General features: G+C 61.2%; 18 protein-coding genes and 1 pseudogene. 4 read left to right on the forward strand and 15 right to left on the reverse strand.

Translation table 11 applies throughout. The features are described from left to right. Positions 1 to 124 precede the first annotated feature (124 nt). Positions 125 to 1627, forward strand: coding sequence for a M20 family peptidase (locus tag F550_RS0109450; RefSeq protein WP_018148306.1), 1503 nt, complete (start codon positions 125 to 127; stop codon positions 1625 to 1627). 72 nt (positions 1628 to 1699) lie between these two features. Here the strand turns inward: F550_RS0109450 and F550_RS0109455 are convergent, their stop codons facing one another. The 10 genes and pseudogenes from F550_RS0109455 to F550_RS0109500 all read right to left on the reverse strand — a co-directional run bounded on the left by F550_RS0109455 (position 1700) and on the right by F550_RS0109500 (position 11726). Beyond that, positions 1700 to 2575 (reverse strand): ion transporter, encoded by an 876-nt coding sequence (locus F550_RS0109455; protein WP_233349016.1) that lies wholly within the window; start codon positions 2573 to 2575, stop codon positions 1700 to 1702. 45 nt (positions 2576 to 2620) lie between these two features. Further along, a complete protein-coding gene (gene pheT / locus F550_RS0109460) occupies positions 2621 to 5017 on the reverse strand; it encodes a phenylalanine--tRNA ligase subunit beta (RefSeq protein WP_018148308.1) in 2397 nt (798 codons plus the stop codon). Positions 5018 to 5020: 3 nt separating this feature from the next. Further along, positions 5021 to 5641: a hypothetical protein gene (locus tag F550_RS0109465; protein WP_018148309.1), complete on the reverse strand. Its 621-nt coding sequence runs from the start codon at positions 5639 to 5641 to the stop codon at positions 5021 to 5023. 16 nt (positions 5642 to 5657) lie between these two features. Next, positions 5658 to 6731 carry a phenylalanine--tRNA ligase subunit alpha gene (pheS, locus tag F550_RS0109470; RefSeq protein ID WP_018148310.1) on the reverse strand — a complete coding sequence of 358 codons (1074 nt, stop codon included), beginning with the start codon at positions 6729 to 6731 and terminating at the stop codon, positions 5658 to 5660. Positions 6732 to 6821: 90 nt separating this feature from the next. Further along, on the reverse strand, positions 6822 to 7187 hold the full coding sequence (rplT, locus tag F550_RS0109475; RefSeq protein ID WP_026180686.1) for a 50S ribosomal protein L20: 366 nt from the start codon (positions 7185 to 7187) through the stop codon (positions 6822 to 6824). A 49-nt stretch (positions 7188 to 7236) separates the two neighbouring features. Next, positions 7237 to 7437, reverse strand: a complete 201-nt coding sequence (rpmI, locus tag F550_RS0109480) for a 50S ribosomal protein L35 (RefSeq protein WP_018148312.1) — start codon at positions 7435 to 7437, stop codon at positions 7237 to 7239. A gap of 157 nt (positions 7438 to 7594) precedes the next feature. Further along, a pseudogene (locus F550_RS19590) lies at positions 7595 to 8685 on the reverse strand (AI-2E family transporter). 219 nt (positions 8686 to 8904) lie between these two features. After that, on the reverse strand, positions 8905 to 9447 hold the full coding sequence (gene infC, locus F550_RS0109490; RefSeq protein WP_026180687.1) for a translation initiation factor IF-3: 543 nt from the start codon (positions 9445 to 9447) through the stop codon (positions 8905 to 8907). Positions 9448 to 9507: 60 nt separating this feature from the next. Next, positions 9508 to 10542, reverse strand: a complete 1035-nt coding sequence (locus F550_RS0109495; protein ID WP_018148316.1) for a glycosyltransferase family 9 protein — start codon at positions 10540 to 10542, stop codon at positions 9508 to 9510. Further along, complete coding sequence (locus F550_RS0109500) at positions 10539 to 11726, reverse strand: glycosyltransferase family 4 protein (protein ID WP_018148317.1); 1188 nt, start codon at positions 11724 to 11726, stop codon at positions 10539 to 10541. The genes F550_RS0109495 and F550_RS0109500 overlap by 4 nt, the downstream gene beginning before the upstream one ends. 133 nt (positions 11727 to 11859) lie before the next feature. On the opposite strand from F550_RS0109500, the gene F550_RS0109505 reads away from it, so the two are divergent. Continuing rightward, the gene (locus F550_RS0109505) at positions 11860 to 12618 is read left to right on the forward strand and encodes an alpha/beta fold hydrolase (protein ID WP_040500503.1); all 759 of its coding nucleotides are present in this window, start codon (positions 11860 to 11862) and stop codon (positions 12616 to 12618) included. Here the strand turns inward: F550_RS0109505 and F550_RS17440 are convergent. The 4 genes from F550_RS17440 to F550_RS0109530 form a co-directional block, all read right to left on the reverse strand. Next, positions 12615 to 14279, reverse strand: a complete 1665-nt coding sequence (locus F550_RS17440) for a DUF5818 domain-containing protein (RefSeq protein ID WP_083910957.1) — start codon at positions 14277 to 14279, stop codon at positions 12615 to 12617. The genes F550_RS0109505 and F550_RS17440 overlap by 4 nt on opposite strands. Positions 14280 to 14429: 150 nt before the next feature. Next, positions 14430 to 15593 carry a molecular chaperone DnaJ gene (gene dnaJ / locus F550_RS0109520; RefSeq protein WP_018148320.1) on the reverse strand — a complete coding sequence of 388 codons (1164 nt, stop codon included), beginning with the start codon at positions 15591 to 15593 and terminating at the stop codon, positions 14430 to 14432. Positions 15594 to 15698: 105 nt separating this feature from the next. Beyond that, positions 15699 to 20228 (reverse strand): glutamate synthase large subunit, encoded by a 4530-nt coding sequence (gene gltB / locus F550_RS0109525; RefSeq protein ID WP_018148321.1) that lies wholly within the window; start codon positions 20226 to 20228, stop codon positions 15699 to 15701. Positions 20229 to 20277: 49 nt separating this feature from the next. Then, complete coding sequence (locus tag F550_RS0109530; RefSeq protein ID WP_026180688.1) at positions 20278 to 21732, reverse strand: NAD(P)-dependent oxidoreductase; 1455 nt, start codon at positions 21730 to 21732, stop codon at positions 20278 to 20280. Between the two features lie 246 nt (positions 21733 to 21978). On the opposite strand from F550_RS0109530, the gene F550_RS0109535 reads away from it, so the two are divergent. Beyond that, positions 21979 to 22818 carry an undecaprenyl-diphosphate phosphatase gene (locus F550_RS0109535; RefSeq protein WP_018148323.1) on the forward strand — a complete coding sequence of 280 codons (840 nt, stop codon included), beginning with the start codon at positions 21979 to 21981 and terminating at the stop codon, positions 22816 to 22818. A gap of 479 nt (positions 22819 to 23297) precedes the next feature. Further along, on the forward strand, positions 23298 to 23561 hold the full coding sequence (locus F550_RS0109545; RefSeq protein WP_018148325.1) for an energy transducer TonB: 264 nt from the start codon (positions 23298 to 23300) through the stop codon (positions 23559 to 23561). A 19-nt stretch (positions 23562 to 23580) separates the two neighbouring features. On the opposite strand, the gene F550_RS0109550 is transcribed toward F550_RS0109545, so the two are convergent. After that, complete coding sequence (locus F550_RS0109550; RefSeq protein WP_018148326.1) at positions 23581 to 24582, reverse strand: complex I NDUFA9 subunit family protein; 1002 nt, start codon at positions 24580 to 24582, stop codon at positions 23581 to 23583. Between the last annotated feature and the right edge of the window lie 86 nt (positions 24583 to 24668).

Genomic DNA, 24668 nt, shown 5'->3' on the forward strand with positions numbered 1-24668 from the left:
CGGCGTTTTACGACGCCGGGGGTTTTCTTTGCATCTTATAAAGCTGACGCTGGCGTCACCTCTTGCCCGCAGGCGGCGACCGGCCCACAGTGTCGCCAAACATACCGCTTGAGGGAGGGCCAGAATGATCAAGAAAATCCTCATTGGAGTGAGCGCCGCAATTGTGTTGCTGGTCGCTGTTCTGATTGTCCGGACCATGAGCTATGGCGGCACGCCCGATGGCGTTCAGCAGGTCCAGCTTCCTGAGCCCCCCTCCATTTCGGCTGAAGCCGCGGCGCAGAACCTCTCCCGCGCGATCCAATTTCGGACAATTACGCTACGCTCTGGCGACCCGCGCGAAGGCCAGGAAGGCCCGTGGCTGGAGCTGCAGGCCTGGCTGGAAGATACCTACCCGGCCTTCCATGCGGCCGCACCGAAGGAAACCGTGCCGGGTGGCTATACCGTGCTGTATACGTGGGAAGGCAGCGACACCTCACTCGATCCGCTGCTCTTGATGGCGCACCAGGATGTGGTGCCCGTGAATATCGGCACCGAGGGCGACTGGACCGGCGCGCCTTTCGCTGGCGAGATTGTCGATGGCTACATTTATGGCCGCGGCGCGATGGACGACAAGGGCTCTCTGGTCGCGCTGATGGAAGCGCTAAATGCGCTGGCCGAAGACGGTTTCCAGCCGCAGCGCACGATCCTGGTTCAGCTTGGCCATGACGAGGAAGTCTCTGGCTCTGGCGCAGAAGCCGGGATCGCGCTGTTGAAATCACGCGGTGTGACGCCAGTGATGGCGCTCGATGAAGGCTTCATGGTGATCGAGGACAATCCGATCACCGGTGGCACGCTGGGCCTGATCGGTGTCGCCGAGAAGGGTTACCTCACCGTGCAGCTTACGGTCACGGCGGCCGGCGGACATTCGTCCGCACCGCCAAAGGATAGTGCAACGGTACGGCTCTCAAGGGCGCTGATCGCGCTGGACGAGAACCAGATGCCAGCCGACCTCGCGAAAGCGCCAACATCGGACATGATGGCAGTCATCTCCACCGACCTCGGCTTTGTGCCGCGCATGGCGATGGCCAATCAGTGGCTGTTCGGCGGCATGGTCGAAGGGCAATTCTCTGGCTCTCCGCAAGGCAATGCGATGGTGCGCACGACCACGGCGCCAACCATGCTGTCTGGTTCTGCCAAGGAAAACGTCCTTGCCCAGCGCGCGACGGCGATCGTCAATTTCCGGGTCCACCCAAACAATACGATCGAGGATGTGCTGGCCCATATCGGCAATGTCACATCCGACATTGAAGGGCTGGAATACGCGCCGGTCGATGGTGGCATCGGGTCCGAAGCCTCTCCGGTAAGTGCGACGGACAACCGGGCTTATGGTGTCCTCAATGCGGTCGCCCGCGCGACAGGGGACGGCGCGCCTGTGGCCCCTGCCCTCGTCATTGGCGCCACCGATGCGCGCTATGCCAGCGCCATTACCGAGGATGTCTACCGGTTTGCGCCAAGCATCGTCGGGCCGGCTGATCTTGCCGGTTTCCACGGCACGAATGAGCGGCTGAGCGTAGAGAATATGGGCAATCTTTCTCGCGGCTATGCGCAGATCATTCTGGCGATGGATGAGCCTGAACCGGCTGAGTAACCGAACGCTGTTTCCCGCCGCTCGTCCTTCGACTTCGCTCAGGATGGGCAGCGGGTCGGGCGAATTCTGGCGCTAGCTTTCTCCGGGCTCATTCTGCTCGGATTCAATTCGGTCCACGCGCGCTTCGAGCGCTTTTTCGCGGCGTTCGAGCTTTGCGGCCTGGCGGTCCCTTAGCTCATCTGAGAATGCGCTGGCGAACACCCCGGCCGGAAGCGCAACCATGCCGATGCCGGCGATCGCGATCACGGAGGCGAAGAAACGCCCAAGCGGCGTGATTGGATAGACATCGCCATAGCCGACTGTGGTCAGCGTTGCGATGGCCCACCAGATGGCGCGCGGGATAGAGGCAAAGCTCTCCTGCTGCTCACCACCAACGCCTTCGACGAAATAGAGCAGCACGGCAGAGACGTAGACGAGCGCCATGGCCATGGCGAGCGTTGTGAAAAGCTGCTGGCCCGCACGCCTCAGCGTTGCGCCGAGTACGTCAAAGGCAGGGATGAATCGCGCTATCTTGGCAAGCCTTGCAAGCCGCAGCACGCGCAGCACCATGACGATTTGTGCGCTGGCATCATCGGGTGCGAAGAGAAGCCAGAGCAGCTCTGGCAGGAAGGCGACCAGGTCGGCGAGCGCATACCAGGAAAAAACATATCTGATCCTGCCACGGACACCCCGGTAGCGCGGATTTTCGCCTGCGGCCCACAGCCGCAAAAGGTATTCCAGCGTAAAGATGATGACGATGGCGATGTTGAAGGCGCCGATTACGCGCATCCAGCCATCGCTCATTGTCGGCTCTGTCTCCAGCGCAAGCGCGAGGAAACTCATAAGCACCAGAATGACGATGAAGAGGTTGAACGGTGAGAGCCCGAGCTTGTCGCGTGCGTCCGGCTCCAGCTGGACGTAGAGACGCTTGCGCAGACCAATCTGCGTCATGATGTGTTGCATCGCCATCGCCGCTCGCCCCCCGTTGAGAAGGCGAGCTTAAGCGTGGCAGGCCTATCCCCGCAATACGCCGCCGGTGGCCTTGTTGACGCTTGCGACGATGGCTTCGGCGATCTTGTCGATCTCCTTGTCCTTCAGCGTCTCCTGGTCCGGCTGAATGGTGACCTCGATTGCGACGGACTTCTTGCCCTCATCGACGCCCTTGCCCTGATAGACATCGAACACATCGACCGCCGAGATAAGCTTCTTGTCGCCTGCGCGGGCCTGCCGGACGATTTCCGCGGCCGGCACATCCTCATCCACCACGAACGCAAAGTCGCGGCGTACTGGCGTCAGCCCAGCGCGTTTCAGAACGGGCCGCGTCTTTGTTGCCTTCGACTTCATCATGGGCAGAGCGTTGAGATTGAGCTCAAAGCCATAGACCGGTCCATCGACATCGAGTTCTTTCAGAACGCGCGGATGAAGCGCACCGAAATGGGCAATCGTCACTTTCGGCCCAAGCTTCAGGCAGGCTGCCTGGCCCGGATGCCAGTGTGTCTGGCGCGGCGCTTCGATCTGGAACCGCTCTGGCGGCTGGTCGAGCTCTGCCAGCAGAGCGAAAAGATCGGCCTTGGCGGCAATCGCGTCATACTGTGCGAGCGTACCGCTCCAGTGACGTGCGGCGACCGGGCGTACCAGTGCAGCAACGACATTGCGCTGGTCCTTTGGGCCATCGCCGACATAGACAGGGCCCGCCTCGAATAGGCGCATTTCCCGCTCACCCCGGTCAGCTCCGCGCTGGGCAGCGACGGCGAGGTTGGCAAGAATGCTCGGCCGCATCTGGTTGAGCTCGCTGGCGACCGGATTGGAAAGCGTCAGCGCATCGCTGCCACCGCCGAAGAGCTTTGCCTGTGCCTTCGGCATGAAGGACCAGGTTACCGTCTCAAGGAAACCGCGAGAGGCCATGACGCGGCGGGCAGAGCGGATGCGCGCCTGCGTCGGTGTCACAACAGCCTTGCGGCCGCCGTCCAGCATGGGCAGCGACTGGGTCGGCAGCTTGTCATAGCCGGTAAGCCGCGCGACCTCTTCGACGATGTCGGCGGACTGTTCGATATCGAACCGCCAGCTCGGCACAGTGAGATACCAGGCCTCCCCGGTATCCTCGAGACCGAAGCCCAGATCCTTCATCATCTTCTTGAGGTCTGCCTGCTTGATCTCAAGACCTGTCAGACGCGCGACATCGCGCCGGTCGAAAAGCACTTTCGGCTGGGGCGCGGGGGGCTGGCCGGCGATCTTTGTGGATGAGACCTCACCGCCACCATACTCCTTGATGAGCATGAGCGCGAAATTCAGGCCATCGACGCAACTCTGCGGGTCGACGCCGCGCTCAAACCGGTAGCGCGCATCCGAGATGATGCCGGTATCCCGGCCAGTGCGCGCGGTACGAAGCGGGTCGAACCATGCGCTTTCGATGAAGACGTCGGTTGTGTCTGCGCTGACGGCGGTGGACTGACCGCCCATCACGCCGCCAAGCCCGATCGGACCGCTCTCATCAGCGATAACGCACATCTCGGTGCCGATCTCATAGGTCTTGCCATCAATGGCGTCGAGTTTCTCGCCAGACTTGCCGAGGCGTGCCGTGACAGCGCCCGTCAGCTTGGCGGCGTCATAGGCGTGAAGCGGACGCGCGCGGTCGAATGAGATGTAATTGGTGATATCGACGAGCAGCGACCGCGGCGTGATGCCGAGCGCCTTCAGGCGCAGCTGCATCCACTCTGGTGACGGGCCGTTCTTTACACCGCGCACCAGCGCGCCAGCAAAAATCGGGCAGACATCAGGCGCCTCGAGCTGGATGTCGACAGGGCAATCAAAGCTGCCCTCGACCTTTTTGATCGGGTTTTCGATGAACCGGCCTGCACCAGCGGCGGCGAGGTCTCGGGCGATGCCCTGTACGCCGAGCCAGTCTGGCCGGTTCGGGGTGACTTCGAAGTCTATGACCTTGTCGGTGAGACCGAGCGCCTCGGCGGCGGGGGTGCCGACCTTCCAGTCGCCTTTGAGGTCTGCGATACCGTCATGGTCCTCGCCGGCTTCAATCTCCTTGGTGGAGCAGAGCATGCCGTGGCTCTCGATCCCGCGGATCTTGCGCGGTTTCTTGTCGAGGGCGAAATCGAGACCCGGAATATAGGTGCCAAGCGGGGCGTAGATCGCCGTCATCCCGGCGCGCGCATTCGGGGCGCCGCAGACGATCTGCCTGGTGCCATCCTTCGTCTCGACTGTGCAGATGCGCAGGCGGTCGGCGTCAGGGTGCGGCTCCGCTGCTGTGACGTGCGCGACCGTGAAGTCGGCGAGCTTCTCAGCCGGGTCTTCGACATGCTCGACCTCAAGCCCTGCCTGAAGCATCTTTGCCAGAATGTCGTCCATCGGCGCCTTGGTGGCGAGATAGTCCTGCAGCCATGAGAGTGTGAACTTCATCGTCTATTCCACTTCCGGGGTCGGTTCGGTTCGAGGGGCGCGCGCCTGATTGGCGACGGCTTCAAAAATGTCTGTTTCACTGCGCTCGCAGCTGTCGGCGCGCTCGGCGCGCGTCATGCTGACGCCCATGCCGAGACCTTGCGTGGTCCAGCAGCGGTTGAAGACCGAGCAATAGCAGATCTCAACGTCGAGCTCGCTCCAGGCAGCCGCGGCTGCGTTGCGCTCGTCCGCCGAGACCATATCACGGGGCCAGTCGACGCGGAGCGGAATGACTTCGTCGCCAGGCGCAATGGCGCGGCCGATCAGGCTGGACCATGACTGTTCATAACCGGGCGGGAATTGCGCGACATAGGGGCCAAGACTGTCGATCGCCTCGCCTTCCTTCAGCATATCGACCCGCTCAATCAAGGCCGGGCCAACGCCGCTATTGGAGAGACGAAGCCCCATGGATGTCGTCTCGGCACTCGACGAGACGAAACCCTCGAGCTGCACGACGGGATACACCGCCCCATGCTGCTGGGCGCGCATGACGCGGCCCTGGTCCCAGGCAATGAAGACCGCGATTGCGCTGGTCAGAACCGCGCAGACTGCGATCAGCATTTCTGCCTTGTTGCCGTTTCCCATAGCCGGTGCCCGCCTTCTAGCTCAGTCCGCCAGAGACGCTGGGCGATAGCCATGGCCGGAAGCCATAATGACGGCTCCAGCCTGCGTCGGCTTCGAAATAGGGACGAAGGTCCGGCATGCCGTATTTCAGCATGGCGAGCCTGTCGACGCCCATGCCGAAGGCGAAGCCCTGATACTCGTCCGGATCGATGCCGCAATTGCGCAGCACGTTCGGATGCACCATGCCGGAGCCGAGGATCTCCATCCAGCTGTCGCCCTCGCCGATCTCGATCGAGTCGCCGACCTTGGTATATTTCACGTCCATCTCTGCAGATGGCTCGGTGAACGGGAAGAAGTGCGGGCGGAAACGCGCCTCGACATTGTCGACCTCGAAGAAGTCGCGCACGAAATCGATGAGGCAGCCCTTGAGGTGGCCCATATGGATGTTCTTCTCGATCACGAGCCCTTCGACCTGATGGAACATCGGCGTATGGGTCGCGTCCCAGTCATTGCGGTAGACACGGCCGGGCACGAGAATGCGGATCGGCGGCTTGGTGCTTTCCATCACGCGCACCTGCACGGGGCTGGTATGCGTGCGCAGCACTTTAGGCGCGGCGCCTTCCTGCGGGTCGAAGAAGAAAGTGTCGTGGGTCTCGCGCGCCGGATGGCCTTCGGGGAAGTTCAGCGCGGTGAAATTGTGCCAGTCATCTTCGATGTCGGGCCCTTCAGCGACGGTGAAGCCCATATCGCCGAAGATGGCTGCGATCTCTTCAAAGACCTGCATGACGGGGTGCAGCTTGCCTTCTGGCGCGGCCAGCGGCGGCAGGGTCATGTCGATGCGCTCTGTCTGAAGTTTCTTCTCCAGCTCGGCTTCTTCAAGTGTTGCCTTGCGCGCCTCGACGGCGTCGGCGACGCGGTTACGGAGCCCATTGAGCTTCGGGCCCATCTCCTGACGCTCTTCAGGGCTCATCCCGCCAAGCGTCTTCATCAGGCCTGAAATCCGGCCCTTCTTGCCAAGTTCGGCCACACGAACGGCGTCGAGGGCAGCAAGATCACTTGCTGCCTCAATCGCGCCGAGCGCTTCTTTTTCGATCGTTTCGGTGTCGGACATGAAAAAGCCCCGTTGGGTTTAGGCCATACGGGGCTTTTCCGCCCCGCCTTGGCGGTCGGAAATAGCGGAGAAATGCAAGAAGCGGAACGCTTAAGCTGCGAGCGCGCCCTTGGCTTTCTCCACCAGGGCGCCAAACGCGTCTGGTTCGTGCACGGCGAGATCGGCCATAACCTTGCGGTCAACCTCGATGCCCGCCTTGGTCAGGCCGTCGATGAAGCGCGAATAGGTGAGCTCTTCGTCGTGGATACGGACAGCCGCATTGATGCGCTGGATCCAGAGCGAACGGAAGGTGCGTTTCTTCTGCTTGCGGCCGATATAGGCATACTGGCCAGCTTTCCACACGGCGGCATGCGCGGTGCGGAAGGTATTCTTGCGGCGGCCATAGTAACCTTTGGCGGCCTTCGTGATCTTCTTGTGGCGGGCGTGAGCCGGCACTTTATTACGTGAACGGGGCATCTTGGCCTCCTGCTAGTTCAATTCGGTTCGAGTTCGGTTCGTGCCCGGCCTAGAGGCCGTATGGCAGGTACTTCTTGACGCGGTACTCGTCAGCCTTGGACACCGGCTTGGTGCCGCGGTTCTGGCGGATGTACTTTGCGTTGTGGCTCATCAGACGGTGACGCTTACCCGCGACGCCGTGCTTGAGCTTGCCTGTAGCCGTGAACTTGAACCGCTTCGCAGCGGCCTTCTTGGTCTTCATCTTCGGCATTTCGATCTCCTGTAGGGGCCTCAAAGGACCCTCTGTCTGGTCGTTCAGAGCCTGCAGGCATGCCGTTTTAGCCCGCAGTACTCGAAAGAGGGGGCTTATGACGGAAAGGTACGGCGGAATCAAGCCATCAGCGCGCCTGACGCTGTGATCAATCAGGTCAGCTTTCGGCGTCCTGCTTTGAGCCAACCTTGCCATCGGTCTCGTGCTCGACATCGACATGGATGTCGTGGCCCAGCATGTCCTCCACATAGAGCATCTTCACCATCACGAAGACGACCACCGCCAGCGGCGTGGCAAACAGCATTCCGACAAAGCCCAGAAGCGCACTGAAGGTCACAACCGAGAACATGGTAAGCACCATGGGCAGTGAGACCACGCGCTGCTGTACGTAGGGGGTGATGACGTTCGACTCCAGCTGCTGGACAAGGAGGTAAACCCCGGCGGCCCAGAGCGCTGTTTCAGGGCTGACGGAAGAGGCTGCCAAGATACCGGGAACGGCTGCGATAATCGGACCGACGATTGGTACGAACTGGGCGACAAAAGCGAAGATTCCGAGCGCGGTCGCCGCTGGAACACCGATCAATGTTAGGCCGAGCCATGTCAGCAGGCCAACAACAGTCATGGAAACCAGCTTATCAGCCAGCCATTGAGCGCCCGCCCGCTTGCATTCAGAGCATGACGAAAGCGCGGCTGCTGGTCTGCCGGAACGAGGATCACCAGACCGTCGCGGTACCGGGCCGGATGGGCCGCCAGATAGAGCCCGCCCGCCAGCACCACAATCAGACTGACCGTGCCGCCAAAGGCGCTCGCCAGGAAGGCGGGCGTGCCGCTGGCAATATCCAGCGCCTGCGACCCGGCCGGAAACATGTCAGCCGTCATGCGGCCAAGCTCCGAGGCCTGAAGGCTGCTCTGGAGGGCATCGATCCGTTCAGGCAGAATGGTGAGAAGTTCCTCGGCCTGGCTGGTGAATTTGAAGCCGAAAAACACACCCACGCCGATCAGAGAGCCAGCAACCATAACAACCGACACAGCAAGGCAGAGCGGTGCCGGCATGGGTGTATGTTTGCGGAGCGGATCCATGATCGCACGCAGCAGAACGGCGACGATCACAGCGCCAAAGACCTGGACCAGCACGCTCGCCAGTTCGGCAATGATCATGGCGAGCATGATCGTCGCCAGAACGAAGAGCGTGCGCGTGATAAAGACGCGATCTAGCGCGCGGCGATCGGCAGATGGTGTGTCACTCATTCAGGTCCGTTTCGCCCAGCGTCGTGTCCCTAAGCCATTACGCCTTGGACATACCAACCATAGGCCATGACGAACGCCAGGCAGAAGGCCTAGCGTTCTCAACATGACGTTCCTGACAGGGAAATGTTCCGCGCTGGCGACTAGCAGGTCGATTGACCAGCCGGCCGTCTTCGGAGAACGTATGAAGCTACGAGACCCTCGAGCTTCATGCGCGCGCCATTAACGCGGTGCCATCACCATGGTCATCTGGCGGCCTTCAAGCTTGGGCTCGAGCTCGACCTTGGCGATCTCGTCGAACTCTTCCTTGACCTTCTGAAGAAGCTCCATGCCGAGATACTGGTGGGCCATTTCGCGGCCACGGAAGCGCAGGGTGACTTTTACCTTGTCGCCTTCCTCAAAGAAGCGCGTCATCGACCGGGTTTTCACCTCATAGTCGTGAACATCGATGTTCGGACGCATCTTTATTTCTTTAAGCTCGGCCGACTTCTGCTTCTTCTTGGCAGCAGCTTTCTTCTTCTGCTCTTCATAACGAAGCTTGCCATAGTCGATGATCTTGCAGACCGGAACTTCCTGATTAGGCGACACTTCGACAAGGTCGAGGCCAGCTTCGGCGGCGGCATCGAGCGCGGCCATCAGCGGCATCACACCCTGCTTTTCGCCTTCAGCGTCGATGAGCAGAACTTTCTCTGCCTTGATGTCCCTATTGGTGCGCGGACCTTTATCTCTTTTCGATGGCGGCGCCGCATGCGGTCTACGTGCTATGGCTCTTCTCCTTTGAGCAGTTAAAACAGTGCCGTAATATGCCTCTAACGGCGAGGCTTTTCAAGATTGAACGACCGTCTCACGTCCAGGAATGACACCAAGCATCTGAACGGCCTGCCAGACATCGCGCACGCTGAGCTCGTCGAGCGTTGGCGCTTCGCAGATAATCATGGCCGCGCCACGCGGCGACGCCTTGTCCGGATCGCTTTCGCTTGTTGCGAAAAGCGCAACGCCGGGACAACCGGAAAGCGCCGCCATATGCATTGGACCGGTGTCGTTTCCAACGGCGAAAAGCGCCTTTTCGGCAAGTGTCACAATCTGGAAGAGGCTGGTGCGGGTCACGAGGTTCTTTGTGCGCGGCTCAGCCTGCTTGATCGTCTGGGCAATATCGGACTCTGCCTTGCTGCCGATCAGGACGGGCGTCACGCCTGCCTCAGCGATGCGGGAAGCGAGACCGGCAAACCGGTCCGGCGACCAGCGCTTGGCGGCGCGGTGGCTGGAGGCGCCGGGAATGATCAGCGCGTAAGGGCCATAGATAGAAAAGTATTCAGGCAACAGCGATGGCGTATCCCCGAGCGAGCGGCGAACGAACGACATGTCAGGCATGGGCGGCCATGTGCCATCAACATGCTGGGGCCCGAGACCTGCAACCTTCAGCTGGTCGCCCAGCCGGTCGATGCTGTGCATATCGCCGCGAGCGGCGTCCTTGTGCTCGAACGCAGCGCCGCTGGCATGGCCCGACCAGAGCGGCGGGTTGCGCATCGGCATGTTCAGCGCCTTGAAATAATTGGCTGTCCGCCCCGACGTCTGAAGGTCATAGACAATATCGTATTTCTGCGCGCGGATGCGCTTGAGAAGGTCTCGCGTCGCCTTCATGCTGGCTGGGCGGCCATCGGTCTCGATCTTCTGGAAAAAGCCTGTGGCCTTGGCGAGCTGCTCATAGGGCGGTGTCGTCAGCAGCGTCAGCTGCGCCTTCGGGTGCGCCGCGCGGATAGCGCGCATGGCGCCAAGCGCCAGCACGAAATCGCCGAGCGCACTCAGCTTGATAACGAGGACGCGCCTGGCTTTCTCTCCAGGATTGACGCTTTTGCTCAACTCAGAGGCTCCTCGCGTGCGTCGAACACGCGTTCGTAAACGGATAAGGTGGCGGCCTGCAGGCCGCGCTTGGAAAACCGGTCTTTCACATAGAGACGCCCGGCTTCTCCGAGCGCCTGTCTTTCCGGCGCTTCCAATGCAAGGAGCGCGCCGATCGCGGTCGCCAGCGACGAGGGGTTGCCGGGCTCAACCCTAAGTCCGGTTTTGCGGTCGACAATGATCTCCCGCTGACCGCCATGGTCCGCCGCAATTACCGGCTTGCCCATGGCCGACGCCTCAGCGGCGACACGCCCGAAGGCCTCTGGCCGGATGGAAGGCGCAAGCACGATATCACTCGCGGCATAGGCCGCAGCCATATCTTCGGTATGTCCGACAATCCGCACCGCGTGCTCAAGGCCGAGAGCCGCAATCGCTTTTTCCAGCTCTTCTCGGTATTTGTCCCTGCCCTGCGCATCGCCTGCGAGAATCAAGATCGCGCCGGCGCGCAAGCTCTCATCGAGCTTGCTGAACGCGTTGATGGCAACAAGCTGGCCTTTCCAGCTCGTCAGGCGGCCGGGCAGGAGAAGAAGGGTTGGGTTTGCTGCTTCCAGCTGCCAGGCCTGCCGGATCGCATCGACGCGCTCTGATGTTACCAGCCCCGCGTCGAAGACGTCGAAATCGACACCGCGTGGAATGGTGACAAGCCGGGCACCCTGAACGCCGTGGACGGTCTGCACATGATCTGCGGTCCATTCGGAGTTGGCGATCACGACATCGCCGCGCGCCATGACAGAGTTGTAGACCTTCTTGAGCGCCGAGCGACCTGAATAGGCGCCGTGATACGTCGTTACAAAAGCCGTGCCCGTCCGCCGCGCGGCCCAGAGCGCGCTCCAGGCGGGGGCACGTGAACGCGCGTGGACGAGGTCAATGCCCTGATCTTCAATCAGGCTGGCGAGTTTACCCGCATTCGAGATCACGGCGACGGGGTTTTTGGTGCTGAGGCCGAGGTCGACATGCTCACCGCCAGCGGCTTCCAGCGCGCTCACAAGCCGTCCGCCTTCGCTTGCCACGATGGCCCGGCCGCCAGCTTCAATGATGGCTTCTGCGACTTCCAGCGTTGTGCGTTCCGCGCCTCCTGCCGAGAGCTCGGGGATTACCTGCAGAATGGTCCTGCCGCTCAGATCGGGCAGCGCGGTTACTGTCATGCGCGCAGTCTCTCTTTCCGGGGGCTGTCTTGCAATGGCTGCCACACCGATAAGCTCGCTCTAGCGCGTTCCGGACCGGCGCGCCAAGCCATTTGCTTGACAATAATTGCAGCCCGCGCAAGGCGTGGCCAACATGACGACACGCTTTCTCGACACAGAACAGAACCGCCGCATCGCCTACCGCCACAGCGAGGGGGCTTCAGGGCTGACCTTCGTCTGGTTGTCCGGCTTCAAGTCCGACATGATGGGCGGCAAGGTCACAGAGCTCGAAGCGTGGGCCAAGGATGCCGGACATGGCTTTCTGGCGTTCGACTATTCAGGGCATGGCCAGTCAAGCGGCGCTTTCGAAGACGGCACGATCAGCGCGTGGCGCGAAGACTCGATCGCGGCCATCACGTCGCTGACGGAGGGCGATCTCATACTGGTCGGCTCAAGCATGGGCGGCTGGATGGCGCTTCTTTCCATGTTGGCGCTGCCTGAACGGGTGAAGGGCATGGTATTGATCGCGCCTGCGCCTGATTTTACCGAGAAACTGATGTGGCCTGAGTTTTCAGAGGCAGCAAAGTCCGACATCATGGAGCGCGGCCAATACCTGCGCCCGTCTGACTATGGCGAGCCTTACGCCATCACGCGCGCATTGATCGAAGACGGGAAAACCTGGTCGATCCTCGACGCGCCTATCGAGTTCAAGGGACCGGTGCGCATCCTTCAGGGCATGCAGGATCCGGATGTGCCGTGGAAACACGCCGAACGATTGGTGAGCGCCATGACGAGCGACGACCTTGTCTTCCACCTCATCAAGGACGGCGATCACCGGCTGTCACGCCAGCAGGATATTGCGCGGCTGAAGGCGATCTGCGCGGAGATCGCCTCAGCCGTTGATGAGGACTAGCGCCGGCGACACCGGTCAAACGCCGTCCCGCTGCGCGAGATATCATGGCCGCCAACCTGCTGGTTCAAAGCAGAAGAGGGCGCATACACAACCAGCCGGTCATCTGCGATGAGCTTCAGGTCAAAAACCCTGGATGGCTGATCGAACACGAAAGCTGGCTCATCACCCAAGCGGACATAGCCGGTGCGCGGATCGCGATTCAGTGAGGTTTCGACGACCAGTCCGCCCGCCGCATTGCCTGTGACGTCGAGATCGGGCCGCGCGCAGCTATCGCCGCGCCGGGCCCAAACACCTTCGATATCGGCCTTGGCAATGACGGGGCCGCGATTACCCTCTCCAGTTCCCGCGACGTCCACATTCTCCACGATCAGCGTCGGCCCATCACCGCAGGGCGCCCCGCGCGGTGTCTTGCCCTCCAAGGTAACGCGCTGCCCTGCCAGGCGGTCAGACGAAAAGTCGGCAAGCTTCCAGATGTCATTGTCATCGGTCCGAAGTGTCATGCAGCCGCGATAAGCGTCGATCAGCTTGCCGGTAATGGCCCGCTGACCGGGACTTTCGGGGGCTGTACCGCCCCCGCCTATCTTCCGGGCGGAGGACACATCAAGCGGGGTGCCCTGCATACAGAAGGACATGCCGCCGGTCTCGCCGGTAACTTCTGCACGCTCGCCGACATCCACGGCTTCCGGCTCACCGGTGAGACTGTAGACATCTCCATCATCCGTGCGCAGGATCTTGCATTCTACACCGCGCTGAACCTCCCCGCGCACCGTGATAGCACCGTCATTATCGTCACCGCCCGGGATTTCGGTGAGATCGGTTACGTCCAGCGTAAGCCCTTGCTGACAGATCGAAGCGCCCTGCGCATAGCCCGTCACGCGCACTGTCTCGCCAGGCGTGAAGTCGATACTGTTGCCGGTCAGGCTGAAAGTGCGCCCGTCGCGCGATGACAGGACCGGGCACTCGACGCCTTCAACGATCCGCCCCTCAGCCGTAATCCGTCGTCCCTCGCGCGCCTCGTCCTGGCGGGTCACATCGAACCGCGCCGACCGCGCTTTCAGGTTTCCATCAGCAACGACGAAAATCAGATCATCCCCCGGATCTGCCCAGTCCGGTACACGGACGTCGGCTTCGACGCTCCCATTGTTGCTGGCGCGGATATAGTCCAGCGTCTGGTACTCGCTTTCGGCCCGTCCGGCCCCGATGGCGACGCGTGTATTGGATGAGAAGCCATCCGCTGCGACCTGCACCCATTCCCCCGGTGCCCCGCTGCGCGGGACGACGCTTGCCGACACATCCTGCCCTGCACTCGGCAACTCCTCACCGAACGCACTCTCAATGATCGCGCCAATGCCTTGCGCAATGAGCTGATATTCGTCGGATTCACTTTGGTAATCGGGGCGATCCTGCGAGACACCCTGCCCCGGAATCTGCAAGCGGGCAGAGACGTCCAGATCCCTTGGATCAACGTCCGGATTAGCCGCCAGAAGCGCATCCAGTGATACGCGGCAGCTTTGCGCAATGCGGTTCATCGTGTCGCCGAACTCAACACGGTATGTCTCCCCGCATGGCGAGTCCTGCGCCATGGCAGTTATGGCGGCCCCGCAGGCGGCAAGTGCTGCGAGAGAGATGGTGCGTGTAAAGATTGGATGGGTTCTAGTCATCAGCGGGCTCCCTTGTCATGCAGGGCCCGGCTGTTTCCATGGTAAACCGTGCGGAAAGGACGGGCCCAGTCTTTGACAATGAGCGAATGTCGCCGCCATCGCGTTCCACTGGTTCGCTGAAAAGTTCAGCTCAAGAGGTGCCTTGAGCGCCTAGTTCGGGCGTTGCTGGTCTTCGCCGGTCATGCCGTCCCAGAATTTCTTGACGCGGCCGAGAAAGCCTTCGCTTTCCGGGTTGCACCCAGCTTCGGAGCATTCGCAGAACTCGCGGAGCAGCTCTTTCTGGCGGCTTGTAAGATTGCGCGGGGTTTCCACCATCATCTCGACGAAGAGGTCGCCGCCATGACCGGAGCCACGCAGCGATGGCATGCCCTTGCCGCGCAGGCGTAGCTTGCGCCCGGTCTGCGCGCCCTCAGGCACGGTAACCTTGGCGCGGCCCCCATCGATTGTCGGGATTTCGATCTCGCCGCCAAGGGCTGCCGTCACCATCGGCACGGGTGCCGGGCAATAGAGGTTCGGTCCGTCACGCTCGAAAATGTCGTGTTCGGACACATCGATGAAAATATAGAGGTCGCCTTTCGGCCCACCATTGAGCCCCGGCTCGCCTTCACCGGACAGCCGGATTCGCATGCCGCTCTCGACGCCTGCCGGGATCTTGACCTGAAGGGTGCGGTCTTCGCGGACCTGACCGGCCCCGCCGCATGTCTTGCAAGGGTCAGAGATGACCTTGCCGCGGCCCGCACAACGCGCGCAGGTGCGCTCCATGGTGAAGAAGCCCTGCTGGGCGCGCACACGGCCTGCGCCCTGACAGGTCGGGCAGGTTTCCGGGCTGGTGCCCGGTTCAGCGCCGCTGCCATCACATTTGCCGCACTCGACAGCCGTTGGCAGCGTGATTTCGGTGTCCTTGCCGGTAAAGGCATCTTCGAGCGAGATTTCGAGATCATAGCGAAGATCATTGCCGCGTGCCGGGCCATTGCGCCGACGCGCACCGCCAAACCCGCCGCCGAAGACCTGGCTGAAGATATTCTCAAAGATATCGCCGGGATCACCCTGGCCGAACGGATTGCCGCCGCCGGGGCCAGCGCCGCCGCCTTCAAAGGCCGCATGGCCGAAACGATCATAGGCGGCCCGCTTTTCCGGGTCGGAAAGGATTGCATAGGCTTCGCCGACTTCCTTGAACTTTGCCTCCGCGGCTTCATCGCCGGGGTTCTGGTCAGGATGGAATTTCAGCGCGAGCTTGCGATAGGCGCTCTTTAGCGTCTTGGCGTCGGCGTCTTTTGAGACGCCCAATACTTCGTAATAGTCCTGTTTGCTCATGTCAGGCGATCTGTTGGCTAGTAGGTGTCAGACGTTGCGATGACAGTTGGGCGCAGCGTGCACGCAGCGCAAGTGCTGGCCTGCGTGCACGTCTGATTCAATGTCCTAGACGGCCTGCTGCTCTGGCAGCTTGCTGCCGAGGATGCGGCTGGCGACCTCTTTGGGAACGATAAAATGCGTCTGGTCCAGCGTTGTGCCCCAGTCCTCCAGAAGGTCTTTTGCCCGCTTTGAGCCTGTGCGCTCTGCGTGCATTTCCAGAAGCGTGCGATAGCGCTCGACATGTTCTTCGGCCATATCCGCCAGCGGATACCAGTCGATGGAATCGGGGTTTGCAACGTGGCTGAAAATGGCCTTCGGATCCCAGACCCAGGCCATGCCGCCGGTCATCCCTGCCCCGAAATTATCGCCAACCGCGCCGAGGATCGCGACACGCCCGCCGGTCATGTACTCGCAACCGTTGGCGCCGCAGCCTTCGACGACCGCTTCAGCGCCTGAGTTACGCACCGCGAAGCGCACGCCGGCCTGACCTGCCGCAAAGAGCCGGCCATTGGTCGCACCATAGAGGCAGGTATTGCCAATGATGGTATTCTCGGAGGCGACAAGCTGGGCATCACGGCGTGGACGAAGCTGGATCGTGGCGCCGGAAAGCCCCTTGCCGACATAGTCATTGGCATCGCCATAGACGTCGAGCAGAAGGCCCTGCACCGAGAACGCGCCGAGCGACTGGCCAGCGCTGCCCGTCAGGCGGATACGCAGGCGGCCTTCTGGCAGCGCGCGCTCCCCGAACTTTCGGACGATCGCAGACGAACTGCGCGCCCCAATGGAGCGCTGGACGTTCTGAACGTCGTATTCCAGCTGCATCTTCTCACCGCGGGCAAAGAAGGGCTCGCCATCGCGCAGGATCTGCGCGTCGAGCGTGTCGACCACTTCGGTCCGGTGGGTGGGCCGGTATACAACTGGCTTGGCGGTCTCAACGCGCACGAGAAGCGGGTTGAGGTCGAGGTCATCGAGATGGGAGGCACCGCGGCTGACCTGCGCGAGGAGGTCGGTACGGCCGACCGCTTCATCGAGCGAGGAAAGGCCGAGGCTAGCCAGGATATGGCGGACATCTTCAGCCAGGAAGGACATGAGGTTCACGACTTTCTCGGCCGTGCCTGTGAACTTCTTGCGAAGCGCCTCATCCTGTACGCAGACGCCGACCGGGCAGGTGTTCGAATGGCACTGGCGCACCATGATACAGCCCATCGCCACCAGAGACGCCGTGCCGATGCCGTATTCTTCGGCGCCCAGCATCGCGGCGATGACGATGTCGCGGCCGGTTCTGAGGCCGCCATCAGTGCGCAGGGTGACCTTGTCGCGAAGATTGTTGAGCGACAGAACCTGATGAGCTTCGGCAAGCCCCATTTCCCATGGAAGGCCTGCATATTTGATAGAGGTCTGCGGGCTCGCGCCCGTCCCGCCGACACCGCCGGCGATCAGAATGACGTCGGCCTTCGCCTTGGCAACACCAGCAGCCACCGTGCCAACACCCGACTGGGCGACCAGCTTCACGCAGACACGGCAATCGGGATTGATCTGCTTCAGGTCATAGATGAGCTGGGCGAGGTCTTCGATTGAATAGATGTCGTGGTGCGGCGGCGGCGAGATCAGTGTCACGCCTGGCGTCGCATGGCGGTTTTTCGCGATCAGTTCGGTGACCTTGAAGCCGGGCAGCTGACCGCCCTCGCCGGGCTTGGCACCCTGGGCGATCTTGATCTCTACTTCGCGGCACTCATTGAGGTATTCCGCCGTCACGCCAAAGCGGCCTGACGCCACCTGCTTGACGGCTGAGTTCATATTGTCGCCGTTCGGAAGCGGGCGGTAGCGTTCGCGAATTTCGCCGCCCTCGCCCGAGACAGACTTCGCCCCGATCCGGTTCATCGCGACGTTCAGCGTACCATGCGCCTCTGGCGATAGCGCGCCGAGCGACATGCCGGGCGTGACGAACCGCTTGCGGATTTCATTGACCGACTGGACCTGTTCCAGCGGGATCGAGGTCTGCGCGCGCGTCTTGAAGTCGATGAGGTCGCGCAGCTGGATGGGCGGGCGGCCGCTCAGCGCGTCGACATAGCGCTCATAGAGCGCATATTCTCCGCGGTCGCAGGCTGCCTGCAGCATGTGGATGAGATTGCCATCAAGGGCATGTGGTTCACCGGAGGCGCGCAGGCGGTAGAAACCGCCGACCGGCAGCGAGATGACGTCTTCGTCAAAGGCCAGTTCATGGCGCTCGACAGCATTGTCCTCCAGGCCAGCAAGACCGATGCCGGAAATCCGGCTGGTCATGCCCGGGAAATAATCCGCAACCAGTGCCCGCGAGAGGCCAAGCGCTTCGAAATTATAGCCGCCGCGATAGGAGGAGATAACCGAAATGCCCATCTTGGACATGATCTTGAGAAGCCCTGCCTCGATCGCCTTCTTGTAATTCTGGACGTAGGTATTGAGCGACCCGTCACCCAGAAGTCCGCGCTCATGGCGGTCTGCAATGGCTTCCTGCGCGAGATAGGCGTTGACGCAGGTCGCGCCGACGCCGACCAGAACGGCATAGTAATGTGTGTCGAGACACTCGGCAGAGCGCACAGTCAGCGAGCAGAACGTCCGAAGCCCCTGCGAAACGAGATGGCTGTGCACCGCGCCGGTGGCGAGGATCATCGGGATCGCGACATTATCCGGATCCTGGTTTTCATCGCTGAGCACGATGTGTTCGCGGCCTGCGCGGACGGCTTCTTCAGCCTCGGTCTGGATGCGGGCGAGCGCTTCCTTCAGGGACCGTCCATCGCGGCGGGCCCCCTCTACCGGGAAGGTGCAGTCGATATGCTCGACGCCTTCGCCAAGGATCTCCATCAGCCGGTGATACATGCCCGTCGAAAGCACAGGGCTTTCCAGCACGAATACGTTCTGCTGGGTCTCATCCGTCGTCAGGATGTTACCGAGGTTCTTGAAGCGCGTTTTCAGCGACATCACCCGGTCTTCGCGTAGCGGGTCGACCGGCGGGTTCGTCACCTGGCTGAAGCTCTGACGGAAGAAGTGCGAGAGCGGGCGGCATTCCTGCGAGAGGACGGCGACAGGCGTATCGTCGCCCATGGACCCGATCGCTTCCTTTCCGTCTTCTGCCATAGGCGCGAGGATCAGTTCGGAGCTTTCGAGCGTAAAGCCAGCCACCATCTGGCGCCTAAGAAGCGTTTCCTTGTCATACAGACGCGGCTCATCGCCTTTGATGATGTCGCTTTCCAGCTCTTTGACGTTCTTCAGCCAGTCCGAATAGGGATGCTCGGCGGCGAGCTTGTCGATGATCTCATCATGCTCATAGAAGCGCCCCTCTTCGAGGTTTGCCGCAATCATGCCGCCAGCACGCACATGGCCGCGGCGAACGACGTCGTGGCCGGACAGCGGGCACATGCCCGTCTCCGAGCCAACGGCCAGAATACCATCTGAGGTCAGTGCATAGCGGAGCGGTCGAAGGCCATTACGGTCGAGGCCTGCCACAGCCCAGCGTCCATCATAGGCACAAACGGCTGCGGGGCCGTCCCATGGCTCCATGACGGAGTTGCAATAGGCATAAAGGGCGGCGTGGTCATCAGGGATGATCGAGGCGCGCTTGGACCAGGCTTCGGGAATCAAGAGCGCCTTCGTCATAGGCGCGGTACGGCCCGCTTTGCAGAGAATTTCGAAAACGGCATCTAGCGCGCCGGAATCCGACAGGCCCTTGGGCACGACAGGCTTTACGTCCTCGACATCATCGCCGAATGCGCCCGAGACCATCTTGATCTCATGGCTCTTCATCCAGTTGAGGTTGCCGCGCAGCGTGTTGATTTCGCCATTATGGGCGAGCATCCGGAAGGGCTGTGCCAGCTCCCAGCGCGGAAAGGTATTTGTCGAATAGCGCTGGTGATAGATGGCGATCGGCGAAACGAAGCGCTCATCCTTCAGGTCGAGGAAGAAATTGTCGATGTCCTGGGCAAGGAACATGCCCTTGTAGATCAGCGACTTGTGGCTCAGCGAACAGATATAGAAGCTCGGGATGCCAGCTTCGCGCGCCTTGCGCTCAATCCGGCGGCGGCAAAGGTAAAGCGCGCGCTCAAGCTCATCTGAGGAGCGACCACGGCTGTCGCGGAACATGACCTGCTCGATTTCGGGGCGCGTATCGGCAGCTTTCTGACCGATGACAGAGATGTCGACCGGGGGCTGGCGCCAGCCATAAATGTAGAAGCCGAAATGCAGGATTTCGGTCTCGACAATGGCGCGGGCCGCTTCCTGATTTCCGAGATCGGTGCGCGGCAGGAAAATCTGGCCGACGCAGATCGGGTCCTCGGTCGGGTTGTGACCGGTGCGCTCTGCCTGCTCGCGGAAAAAGTCCTGCGGGACCTCGATGCGGATACCTGCGCCGTCACCTGTCTTGCCGTCAGCGTCGACAGCGCCGCGGTGCCAGACATTCTTGAGGGCCTTGATACCCATTTCGACGATTTCGCGCTTTGGCTTGCCATCAAGCGACGCAACAAGACCGACGCCGCAGGCATCTTTCTCATGCTCGGGATCATAGGCGTGAGCCTCAATCAGTTTCTGGCGTTCAACGAGGTATTTGGCGATTGTGTCGGTCATGTCTTCAAACTTCCCTTGAGGGATAATCCTGGCTGCGCGGCCCGTCGGCTTACTCAGCGGCGACGGGGGCGGCGGAACGAGTGGAGGCCATCTGTTTCATACGCTTGTGCATGCTCTCGGCAGCGTCGCGGCCATCCTTGATCGCCCAGACGACGAGCGAGGCGCCGCGGACGATATCGCCAGCCGCATAGACGCCCGGCAGGCTGGTTTCGAGCGTGGCGAAATCGACCTTGATCGCACCCCAGCGGTTCACGGTAAGGGCCGGCTCATTAAAGAGCTGAGGCAGGTCTTCCGGATCAAAGCCAAGCGCCTTGATGACCATGTCGGCCTCGATTTCGAAGCTCTCGCCGGTTTTTTCCGGCGACTGGCGGCCAGACGGGTCAGGCGCACCAAGCTTCATGCGCGATGCGCGGACGGCCTTCAGCTTGCCCGCCTCGTCATCAACAAGCGCTTCGGGAGAGGCGAGCCATTCGAAGACGACGCCCTCTTCTTCTGCGTTTGTCACTTCGCGCTGCGAGCCCGGCATATTCGCGCGGTCGCGGCGATAGAGACAGGAGACCGAGGTTGCCCCCTGACGTATGGCCGTGCGCACGCAGTCCATGGCTGTGTCGCCGCCGCCGACGACGACGACCTTGCGGCCCTTTGCGTCGAGCGTGCCGTTCTCAAACTCTGGCACGTCATCGCCGAGGCCCTTGCGGTTCGACGTGGTCAGGAAATCGAGGGCTTTATGGACACCCTCGCAACCTGCGCCCGGCACCATGAGATCGCGCGCCTTGTAGACGCCTGTCGCGATCAGGAGCGTGTCATGCTCATCGCGGAGGTCGGCGAGGCTATGCGTTTCACCGATGCCAGCATTGAATTTGAACGTAATCCCGCTGTCTTCGAGGCGCTTGATGCGACGTCCGACGATATCCTTCTCAAGCTTGAAGCCCGGAATTCCGTACATCAGAAGGCCGCCGCCCCGATCGTAACGATCATAGACGGTGACCTGATAGCCCTTGCGGCGGAGCTGCTCGGCTGCCGCAAGGCCTCCGGGGCCAGCGCCGATGATGCCTGCCGACTGTTCGCGCTCGCGCGGCGGCTTGATCGGGGTGACCCAGCCCTGCTCCCAGGCATTGTCTGTAATATAGCGCTCCATGGCGCCGATCGTGACCGTGCCGTGGCCGGACTGTTCGACCGTGCAGATGCCTTCGCAGAGACGATCCTGGGGGCAAATCCGCCCGCAGATTTCCGGCATGTTATTGGTTGCCTGCGACACCTGATAGGCTTCTTCCATCCGGTCTTCTGCCGCGAGTTTCAGCCAGTCAGGGATGTTATTGGCGAGGGGGCAGCCCTGCTGGCAGAACGGCACGCCACACTGCGAACAGCGCGCGGCCTGATCTTCAGCGACCTCGCGGGCATAGTCACCATAGATTTCCTGGAAATCGCTGCGGCGGGTTTCGGCTGCACGTTTTTCCGGCATGGTCCGGTCGATCTCAGTGAATTTCAGCATACGGCTCGCCATGGCGCCCATCCTTCTCTCATGCAAGTTTGTGCCCTATCGGCGCTGGAAAGCGGCTTTGCAAGGCAAATTCAGCCAGTACATATTATTATGATACGCACTATCTGCTTCAGCTCTCTATATAGCGTCAAAATTCAAAGTTGGCAAATTTTGTGCATATCAAGTTGATACACAATAGAGGCGGGTGCGTTTTGTCGCGAACCATGACAGAAACGCCGGGCCTTATCAGCCTGTGTCCGGAATAGACCTATGTCGCTTCTTCAGCTTGTCATCATTTCAATCGTCCAGGGCATTTCTGAGTGGCTGCCGATTTCTTCTTCGGCGCACGTCCTGCTGACCGCCAACCTGTTCGGCATTTCCGGTGAAGATGAGCTGATGGTCAACGCCATGGCGCATCTGGGAACGCTATTTGCGCTCTTTGCCTATTTCTGGCGCGACGCCGGCCGCGTTGTGAAAGGCAGCTTCGAACTGGTTGGCATCGGACGCGAGAATGGCAGGCTCAGCGATGGCGGCAAGCTGGCGCTCCTGATCCTCGTTGCGACGCCGCCTGCCCTTGTGGCCGGACTTGCCTATGAGCTCGTTCCCGGTCTCGACTTTCTTCGCAACGCCTATGTGATCGCCGGGGCCACCGTGGTGTTCGGCCTGTTGCTCTGGTGGGCCGATGTGAAAGGCGCCCGTGATCGCACGGAAGCTGACATGACGCTTCGCGACGGTATCCTGATCGGCCTGGCGCAGGCGCTCGCCTTCATTCCAGGCGTCAGCCGGTCAGGCGTGACCATGACGGCTGCGCGTGCGCTCGGCCTGTCGCGGACAGAGGCAGCCCGCTTCGGCATGCTGTGCGGCGCGCCGGTCCTGCTCATCGCCGGGACCTATGCGTGCCTCAAGCTTGCAACCGCAGATAGCGGCGAAGTGACCGTACCGTTCTCAGACGGCCTTATCGTTGCAGGCCTCAGCTTCTTCACGGCGTTTGCGTCGATCTGGGCATTGATGGCGCTGCTCAACCGGATGAGCTTCCTGCCCTTCGTGATCTACCGCGTCCTTCTGGGGATCGCGATCATTGCGCTTATCCCGATGATGGCTGCGGGCTGAGCCGCGAAAATATGAGGCTTCGAGACAGCTAACCGCGTGTCCGGACATGAAAATTCTGGTGCCGGGACGTCTTTGCGGTTTCAATCGCGACGATAGCCTTGAACCATGGAGTGGCTGCGAGGCGCAATCAGGCCGAGTTCAATGAAACAGCACCGCGAAAAGAAATCCGAGACGCTCGAAGTCCGGCTGCCCCACTCCAAGAAGGAAGCCTTCAAGGCGGCCTGCGAAGAGGAAGGCATTACCGCAAGCCATGCGGTGCGCACCTTCATCGATGCCTATCTGCGGCGTTCGCGGCACATGAAAGCCAAGCGTATCGCAAAGGATATCTCCATGACCCTCATCCGCAATCCATTGAAGACCACAGGCGGCCTCGCCGCAGGTGCAACCGCTATCGGCGCCTTTTTAAGCCTTGCTCTGCCGAGCGTCGCTGACACCAATGTTCAGCCTATCAGGCCGCCCATACCTGAATATCCGGTTGGATGGCCGAGCAGCTTATTGGCGCCACGTGTGAGGCGACTTTCAACGTCTCGAAAGAAGGCTTCGTCGAAACGGGGATCGAGATCGACTGCACGCACCCGCCATTTATCGAAACAACGCGCAGGGCAATCGAGACGCTTCGCTACGAACCGAAGATCGTGGACGGCAAGCCTGTCCGGATGACGAATGTCAGCTATGCGCTCTATTACGCCGCCATATCAGGCGACGTGGATCTTTCAGCACTTGGAATAGAAAAGCCCGAGTAGCCGCCAGGCCCTGAAGGACCTACGCCTCGCCCTTCTGGTGAAACTCACCATAGGCGCGATACCGCCAGAGATAGGTCGGCACGATGGCCTCGATGCTCTCGACATCGTCGACGCCAAGGTCTTTCAGCGTCAGCGCACCCTCTGCGACCGTATTGTCGGTCTTCAGCATCTCGACCTGATCGCCCGTGATAGGCGGCGGGCCGAAGATGCCAGTGGAAATGACCGGAAGTTTCCAGATCGCCCCAAAAGTCAGGCCCATCGGCTTTGCCACGAAGTAAGGCAGGGTCAGCGGATAACGCTTCCGGTCAACCGTTTTGGCAATGTACTCGTAGATTTCGCGGAAGGTGTAGGTGCGGGGCCCGCCGAGCTCGAATGTCTTGCCGAGCACGTCATCGCGGCTGACCGCGGCGGCGATCGCTTCGGCGACATCTCCTGCATATACCGGCTGCAGCTTTGTCTTTCCGCCGCCAATGGCCGGCAGGAAGGGCGCGACATTGGAGATGGGGTGCGCGGCCATGCCTGCAAATTTGTTGAAAAAGTCGTCTTCCGGCCCGAACACGATGGACGGGCGCAGGATGACCGCCTCCGGAATGGCATCGCGCACAGCCTTTTCGGCCAGCGCCTTGGTGCGGGCATAATCGGACTCAGAGTCCTCATTCGCGCCGATCGCGGAGATCTGGACGAAGCGCTTGATGCCAGCGGCGGCTGCGCACTCGGCCACCGTCTGCGCACCGCCAAGCTGGGCAGCTTCAAAGCTCTGCTTGCCCTTCTCGTAGAGGATGCCGACGAGGTTCACGACAGCGTCTGCGCCCTCTATGGCGCGCTCGACCGAGACGCGGTTGCGAACATTTGCCTGGGCAATGTCGATCCAGCCCGGAGGGCCTGCGAGGCGGACATCGCCAGCCAGGTGCGGACGGCGCACGGCGATGCGTACGCGGTATCCCGCTTCGACCAGGGTACGCGCCGCATACCGGCCGATAAAGCCTGATCCACCAAAGAGAGTAACAAGACCTGTCGACATGATCGCTGGACCTCTATTCCGCAGCCTTCGCCATTTCGTAGTCCGCGCCTTTCAACATGCCACGAGTTGATTGTCCATGCGGCGAA

Origin of the sequence: Henriciella marina DSM 19595, from assembly GCF_000376805.1 — a bacterium.
GTDB classification, from domain to species: domain Bacteria; phylum Pseudomonadota; class Alphaproteobacteria; order Caulobacterales; family Hyphomonadaceae; genus Henriciella; species Henriciella marina.